This is a genomic window from Coleofasciculus sp. FACHB-712, from assembly GCF_014695635.1.
GTDB lineage: Bacteria > Cyanobacteriota > Cyanobacteriia > Cyanobacteriales > FACHB-T130 > FACHB-T130.
In genome coordinates this window covers 1-7,012 of sequence record NZ_JACJOQ010000684.1, presented here as the reverse complement: position 1 = coordinate 7,012, position 7,012 = coordinate 1, and the positions used below count along the sequence as shown (strand labels likewise).

At 44.3% G+C, this 7,012-nt stretch carries 5 protein-coding genes; 3 read left to right on the top strand and 2 right to left on the bottom strand.

What is annotated here, in order from left to right:
- On the top strand, positions 1–1,445 hold a 1,445-nt coding region (locus tag H6F50_RS25640; RefSeq protein WP_347277208.1), incomplete at its 5' end, for an isochorismate synthase.
- A 59-nt stretch (positions 1,446–1,504) separates the two neighbouring features.
- Positions 1,505–3,262 (top strand): 2-succinyl-5-enolpyruvyl-6-hydroxy-3-cyclohexene-1-carboxylic-acid synthase, encoded by a 1,758-nt coding sequence (gene menD, locus H6F50_RS25635; RefSeq protein ID WP_190430878.1) that lies wholly within the window; start codon positions 1,505–1,507, stop codon positions 3,260–3,262.
- Positions 3,263–3,291: 29 nt separating this feature from the next.
- Here menD and H6F50_RS25630 read toward each other — a convergent pair whose 3' ends face one another.
- Entirely contained in the window at positions 3,292–5,478 is a 2,187-nt protein-coding gene (locus tag H6F50_RS25630) for a P-loop NTPase fold protein (RefSeq protein WP_190430877.1), read from the bottom strand.
- 154 nt (positions 5,479–5,632) lie between these two features.
- On the opposite strand from H6F50_RS25630, the gene menB reads away from it, so the two are divergent.
- Positions 5,633–6,466: a 1,4-dihydroxy-2-naphthoyl-CoA synthase gene (menB, locus tag H6F50_RS25625; protein ID WP_190414934.1), complete on the top strand. Its 834-nt coding sequence runs from the start codon at positions 5,633–5,635 to the stop codon at positions 6,464–6,466.
- A gap of 208 nt (positions 6,467–6,674) precedes the next feature.
- Here menB and H6F50_RS25620 read toward each other — a convergent pair whose 3' ends face one another.
- Positions 6,675–6,992, bottom strand: a complete 318-nt coding sequence (locus tag H6F50_RS25620; RefSeq protein ID WP_190414933.1) for a hypothetical protein — start codon at positions 6,990–6,992, stop codon at positions 6,675–6,677.
- Between the last annotated feature and the right edge of the window lie 20 nt (positions 6,993–7,012).

The window sequence follows — 7,012 nt, the reverse complement described above, 5'->3', positions numbered from 1 at the left end:
CTTCCATGCTAGTCACACCCTATCTTAAAAATCTTTTTCAAGACACTCACGAACTGCATCAATTTCTTTTAGCCTTTAAGCAGACTGCTGTACAAAAAAAACAGACACAGCTCCTCAGTATTTCTCAAGAAATCCCAGCAGTCGATCCGTTGGTTGTCCTTCAGGCGATCGCTAGACCCGATCAATTACACTTTTACTTTGAAAAACCAGCACAAGGAGAAGCGATCGCTGCCATCGACACCGCAGCTGCGCTAACACTAGAAAGCCCCAATCGGTTTAACAAATCCCAGGAGTTTATTCAATCTTGCATTGCCAATACCACGAGTATTGGTGAAGTTAATTTACCTTTTTCGGGCGCTCATTTTTTCTGCGCTTTTACATTTTTTAATGAAAATCTAGGAGCGGATTCTCTTTTTCCTTCCGCCACAGTATTCTTACCCCGATGGCAAATCTCTCTAAAAAATCAGACTTCGGTAGTAGTCGCAAATATTCTGATTGATTCAGAGATAAATATTCAAGATTTAACTGAAAGCTTATGGCGTACATTTCAGGCAATCAGAGTTACTGGTTTAGAAAGATTTCATAGTGCATCTTTTCTAGATATCGCAATTGATGCCAGAAAACTATTTAAAAAACAAGATGTTGCAGATGTAAACCATTTCAAATCATCGGTAGCCAAGGCTTTATCATCAATTCAGGCAAAAAAAATTCATAAAATTGTTTTGGCTCACGCCCTTGATGTTATCTCCCCGATTCCTTTCCAGTTAATTCCCTCAGTTAATCATTTACGAACTCGCCATCCTGATTGCAATATTTTTTCCACCAGTAACGGCAAGGGACAAAGTTTTATTGGTGCAAGTCCCGAACGTTTAATTAGTATTCATGACCATGAATTAGTAACGGACGCTCTGGCAGGTTCAGCACCCAGAGGAAAAATAGCAAGTGAAGATGCGGAATTAGCAAATCGGTTACTAACCAGTGAAAAAGAAAGGCGCGAACATCGAGTAGTCATTGATTTTATTCGCGATCGCCTTTCCCAGCTAGGTTTAAATCCTCAAGTATTGTCCCAACCACAGCTATTGAAACTCTTAAATATTCAGCATTTATGGACACCCATTCAGGCGAAAATACCGGCAGGCGTTCATCCCTTAGAAATCCTGGCTGAACTCCATCCGACACCAGCCGTTGCTGGCGTCCCCAGCGAGAGTGCCCAGAAAGAAATTTGCCGCTATGAAACCTTCAATAGGTCATTATATGCCGCGCCGCTCGGTTGGGTAGATCGCCAAGGAAATAGTGAATTTGTTGTGGGAATTCGCTCAGCACTCATAGATGGCTGTCGTGCCAGACTCTACGCCGGTGCCGGTATCGTTGCTGGTTCCGATCCAGACAAAGAATTAGCAGAAATTCAACTTAAACTCCAGGCACTTCTAAAAGCCTTAGTCTAGCCGGAACTCTCTCTTCTCTCTTTCTTTCTTAGCGTCTTTGCGGTTCATTCTTCTTTTAAATGCCCGTTGATTTTCGTAACACCAACTCCCTCTGGGCTTCCATCCTAACCGAAACATTAAAGCGACTAGGATTAACCACAGCCATTATTTGTCCAGGTTCTCGTTCAACACCCCTTACTGTTGCGTTCGCTCAAACTGATGAGATAGAAGCCATTCCTGTTTTGGACGAACGATCCGCCGCATTTTTGGCATTAGGAATTGCGAAAAAATCTGGATTTCCGGTGGCGTTAGTTTGCACTTCTGGAACTGCCGGGGCAAATTTTTACCCAGCCGTAATTGAAGCTAGGGAAAGTCGAATTCCGCTTTTAGTTTTAACCGCCGATCGCCCCCCAGAATTGCGAGATTGTCATTCTGGACAGACGATCGATCAGGTGAAATTATTTGGCAATTATCCCAACTGGCAAGCTGAGTTAGCGTTGCCTTCTCTAGAGATGGGAATCCTGGGTTATCTGCGGCAGACAGTGATGTATGCGTGGGAAAGAACGCTCTTTCCGACTCCAGGCTCCGTTCATCTTAACATCCCTTTCCGCGACCCCCTCGCCCCAATTCCCGACGGTGCTGTAGATATGCAAAATGGTGCGTCTCTACTAGAAGAAGATTTCTTTGCAAATTGTCAGCCATTAGGAGCAACTTTCAACCTGCAACCTACCACTTTCAACCCCATACAGGAGTGGCAGCAATGTGACAGAGGAATTATTATCGCTGGGACTGCACAACCGAAAATACCGGAAGAGTATGCGATCGCGATCGCGCACCTCTCCAAATCTTTAAAATGGCCTGTATTGGCTGAGGCGCTATCTCCATTAAGGAACTATAGTCAACTGAACCCTTATCTAATTTCTACCTATGACTTAATCCTGCGTAATCAGCAGTTAGCGCAAAAACTGACACCAGAAATGGTAATTCAAATCGGTGAATTACCTACCAGTAAAGAACTGCGAAACTGGCTAGATAAAACTCAACCGCGCCGATGGGTAATTGACCCCAGCCACCACAATTTAGATCCCTTGCACGGCAATACAACCCACCTGCGAATCTCCATAGAACACCTATTTCAAACCTACCCAAATGAACTTGTAGAGACGCAAGCGATCGCGTCTTATCTCAGCAGTTGGTGTGAAGCCGAATCAAAGGTCAGGAAAGCCATCGACCAAACGATGGCAACAATGGACACACTTTTTGAAGGAAAAGCCGCTTGGTTACTTTCCAAGACGCTACCACCGGGCACTCCTCTGTTTATTTCTAATAGTATGCCGGTGCGAGATGTAGAGTTTTTCTGGGCACCCAACAATTCCGGGATTCAGCCCTTTTTTAATCGAGGCGCGAATGGCATTGATGGCACCTTATCGACTGCTTTAGGCATTGCACATCGCAATCAAAGCACTGTGATGCTGACAGGTGACTTAGCTTTATTGCACGATACTAACGGCTTTTTACTGAGAAGTAAATTTATAGGGCATTTGACCATAATTTTAATTAACAACAATGGCGGCGGCATCTTTGAAATGTTGCCGATTTCCAAATTTAACCCACCCTTTGAAGAATTTTTTGCCACACCACAGGATATAAATTTTGCTCAGCTTTGTGCTACTTACAATGTAGAGCATGAAGTGATTACATCCTGGGAACACCTGAAGCAACGATTAAACCCATTGCCATCGCAGGGACTCCGGGTTTTAGAGTTGCCAACCAATCGCAAGGTAGATTCCAAATGGCGGAAAGAGAATTTGGGAAAATTGGCAGCAGATATCCTGTGAACGTTAACTCTGGTGAATCATTCAGCCTTTCATGCTAATGGATCGTCAGAATCTTTCTCCTGCTGACTCCTGTCATATTCTTCAATAAATCGCGCGATCGCATTTTTCTGTTCTTCTGTTAAACAATCCTTTTCAAGAAGGCTCCTAAGCCGGTTAATCGCTAAAGATACGTCAACGTAGGGTTCAAGTAAATTCGGCTCAAGCCCGTAGCCGGTGCTTTGACCCATATTAGACTCAGATTTTCTAAATGCTTTTTCAAAAAACTTCTCAAAGAAATCAACTAGCCCTTCGTCGTTTTTAATCGCCTCTTTAACCCACTGTTTGACTTCATCCTCGCTTGTTTGCTCCCGCCAATAATACAGGATATGTGCTAAACCTGGCGTTTGTAATAGGGAGTTTTGCTGCACGGCATCTTGCACCTTATTTAAGGCAATTTCTTCAAGTTCATCAAGGTGCTGTGCGCTGATAAGTCTTTCTTCTTCTAGATTTGATTCACTAGCTCCAAACTTACCGTGTTGTTGACCTAGGACGACTACTTTGGCCACAATTGTTAAAACTGCCTTACCATCTGACATCGCCTGTTTCAACACCTCAAACCGTGCTGGTTCCTCAAGACGACGCAACAGATGTGAGATGATGCGCTCGATTCTGATATCATTTCCAAAATCAAACATTCCGCACGGTTCGTCTTCAGGACGCAAAAGGCGATCGCCCACATCCAATAAAGCTTGCACAATTGAAGGAATGCTATTTAAAGGAATTTCTTTTTCAGTGTAATCCTCAAGTTGTTCCAAAAATATCCGAACTTGCGTCGTACCCTCAGGACGTTTTTGATTAGCGAGTTCTACAAGAGTTTCTCCAAATGCCTTCGCATCGCCTGCCAAAGCCAGGATGGCTTTCATCTCGGTATTCGATAATTCACCTTCTGGTAACGCCAGACGGAAGTAGACTGGAAATACTTCTAAGCTGCACACGCGCAGTTGTCTGCGCCATGTTAACTCTTGTTGTGCAACGTATTGGGTATTATTACCCCAAATCGCTGATAACTTAGGAAAGAGGATCAATAGCAACCGTTTAACTGGCTCTTTATCCTCATCTTGAAGCTGAGCAATCCAAGAATTGTAAAGAGATTTTAGTTCGTCTGCTGTAGCACTTACAAAACCTTTGGTATCCGTGTCTCCTGCAAAAGCTTTAGGATTTTTGCGAATGATGTCATATATCGTTGGGCAAAAGACTCGCAGCGACTCAACAGCGATGAAATCCACTGAGTTTACTTCACCTTGAACTGCCGGGTACGTCATGCTTAAGGTGTTTATCAAACGAGTGATATCGCGAGTGTTGGTAATAAAGTGGTCAATCCCTTGATAGTAAATATTTCCCCAATAATTTCTATCTAATAGCTGTGTAGGGGTGTCAGCAAGTACGAAATTCAGTTTTTCAAAAAGTAGCCTGCGGAGTAGATTTTTATTGGGAATTGGTAACTCAAAAGGAACTTGAACAAGTTTATCAAGATAGGCTTCTCCAGTTGTCCCCTGCGTGTCTGCAAGTGCTTTGAGGGCAATTTCTTTATCGCAGACTAGGACATAGACAACATTTGTAAAATTTGGAATGGCTTTGACAACGCGAAACAACTGTCTAATTTCGTCAGTGGCAAGCCTGTCAATATCGTCAATTGTTACCACGATTCGCGGATGCTGCTTTAGCAGTGTGTTTTCGACTTCTTCTTTTAAGTCGGAAGTATCCTTTTGCTTATCGTCAAATATTTTTTCTACTACCTTACCCGCGGGAGCGTAAGGAATAGGAATTTCAGAAAACAGTTTACCGAAATCGGCTAGTCGATCTTTTAAGCCTTTCGGTACAGATTTGAATTCACTCAAAACAGCCTGTAATTGGTCAATGAAGCGCCTTGTGATATCTTCGTGTCCCGAAAACAACCAGGGATTAAAGGGTACGATAATTGGTTGCTCGTCCTCTGGTTTTTCCTTTAGATAGTGAACTAAAAAATTCAACAGCGTCGATTTGCCAGAACCCCAGGAACCGTAGACTGCAATCACGAAGCCTTCCGGAAAGCTCATTTTGCAAATACTGTCTGCTAGATATCTTGCAAAGGTTGCATATCCTAATCGATCTGCTTTCGGATTGGTTAAAGCGTTATCTGACGATAAAGCATTAAAATTCTCAGATTCGACTTCGGAATTCTTCTCAGTCTGTCCCATAAAATGCCTTTTCTTAGCCCTGTCGTCATGATGACACAGCGATCGCTCAAGCCTCCTCTCTCTTGAGGTTCTACCTAGTCACCGTAATTTCAAACACTGGGTTAAAATTCTCAAGCCGAAATACTGCACAACTCGAAATACTGCACAACTCTCTATGCAAATCAACTGGCAAACCGCCAAAACCTACGAAGACATCCTCTATCACAAAGGCGACGGTATCGCCAAAATCACGATTAATCGCCCGCACAAACGCAACGCTTTCCGCCCCAAAACCGTCTTTGAACTTTACAACGCCTTCTGCGATGCTCGCGAAGATACTAGCATTGGCGTCGTATTATTTACTGGCGCTGGTCCTCACACCGATGGCAAATACGCCTTCTGTTCTGGTGGCGATCAAAGTGTGCGGGGACAAGCTGGGTATGTAGACGATGAAGGCATCCCCCGCCTAAATGTCCTAGACTTGCAACGCCTAATTCGTTCCATGCCCAAAGTCGTCATTGCGCTTGTGGCAGGTTATGCCATCGGTGGCGGACACGTCCTGCACCTGATTTGCGACCTCACCATCGCCGCAGATAATGCTGTTTTTGGGCAAACTGGCCCTAAAGTCGGCAGCTTCGATGGTGGATTTGGTGCCAGCTATCTTGCCCGGATTGTTGGGCAAAAAAAGGCGCGAGAAATTTGGTTTCTCTGCCGCCAATACAGCGCACAGCAAGCACTAGAAATGGGCTTAGTGAATTGCGTCGTGCCTGTAGAACAGCTGGAACAAGAAGGCATCCAGTGGGCTAATGAAATTTTAGAAAAAAGCCCGATTGCCATCCGGTGTCTAAAAGCTGCTTTCAACGCCGATTGCGATGGACAAGCTGGTTTGCAAGAACTCGCCGGTAACGCCACCTTGCTTTATTACATGACTGAGGAAGGAGCCGAAGGCAAGCAGGCATTTTTGGAAAAACGTCCACCCGATTTCCGTCAATACCCTTGGCTGCCTTAGTCGTTCGCAAATGGAAAAACCCGTTTTTTTTCAGAAAACGGGTTTAAAGAGTCATCTTTTGTAAAAAAGTATCCCACAAGGCTCTTAAATCAAAAATCGCACCTTGACTTAAATAAGGTGCGATTCTAAAGCAAATCTTTATTTTTTTAAGAGTTGAAGCAAGTTGCCTTGACAAACTGCAAGGTGAGCTTACTATTCTTTATTTTATTCATACGAGCAGCGCCTCTTCTTCTACTGACTGTTGGGCAGTAGAGACATTCTCGTTAAGCGAGGTAGATTCTTGAGAAGAGTTCAGCGAACATTTGATTGAGAGCGCCTCCGGTGTTTTCAGGGTTTCATCCTGCCAGCGCATCATTACTTCGAGACGTTCCCAAGACGGCGCAAATGCCGGAAGTGCTAAAGAACAGGCTCCCCAGCCGCCTCGAACGGGCACGCCGAGTTGCTGACAAAGACCCCCACGACGCCCTTCGGGCTTGTAATACTGACAATACCGGCAGGCAGAAGTTACAGTATTTAAGGTCTTCATGGGAGTCCTCTTTAGGAGAA

Coding starts and splice junctions, on each gene's coding strand:
- menD (WP_190430878.1), top strand. CDS start 1,505: ATGCCCGTTGATTTTCGTAACACCAACTCCCTCTGGGCTTCCATCCTA.
- H6F50_RS25630 (WP_190430877.1), bottom strand. CDS start 5,478: ATGGGACAGACTGAGAAGAATTCCGAAGTCGAATCTGAGAATTTTAAT.
- menB (WP_190414934.1), top strand. CDS start 5,633: ATGCAAATCAACTGGCAAACCGCCAAAACCTACGAAGACATCCTCTAT.
- H6F50_RS25620 (WP_190414933.1), bottom strand. CDS start 6,992: ATGAAGACCTTAAATACTGTAACTTCTGCCTGCCGGTATTGTCAGTAT.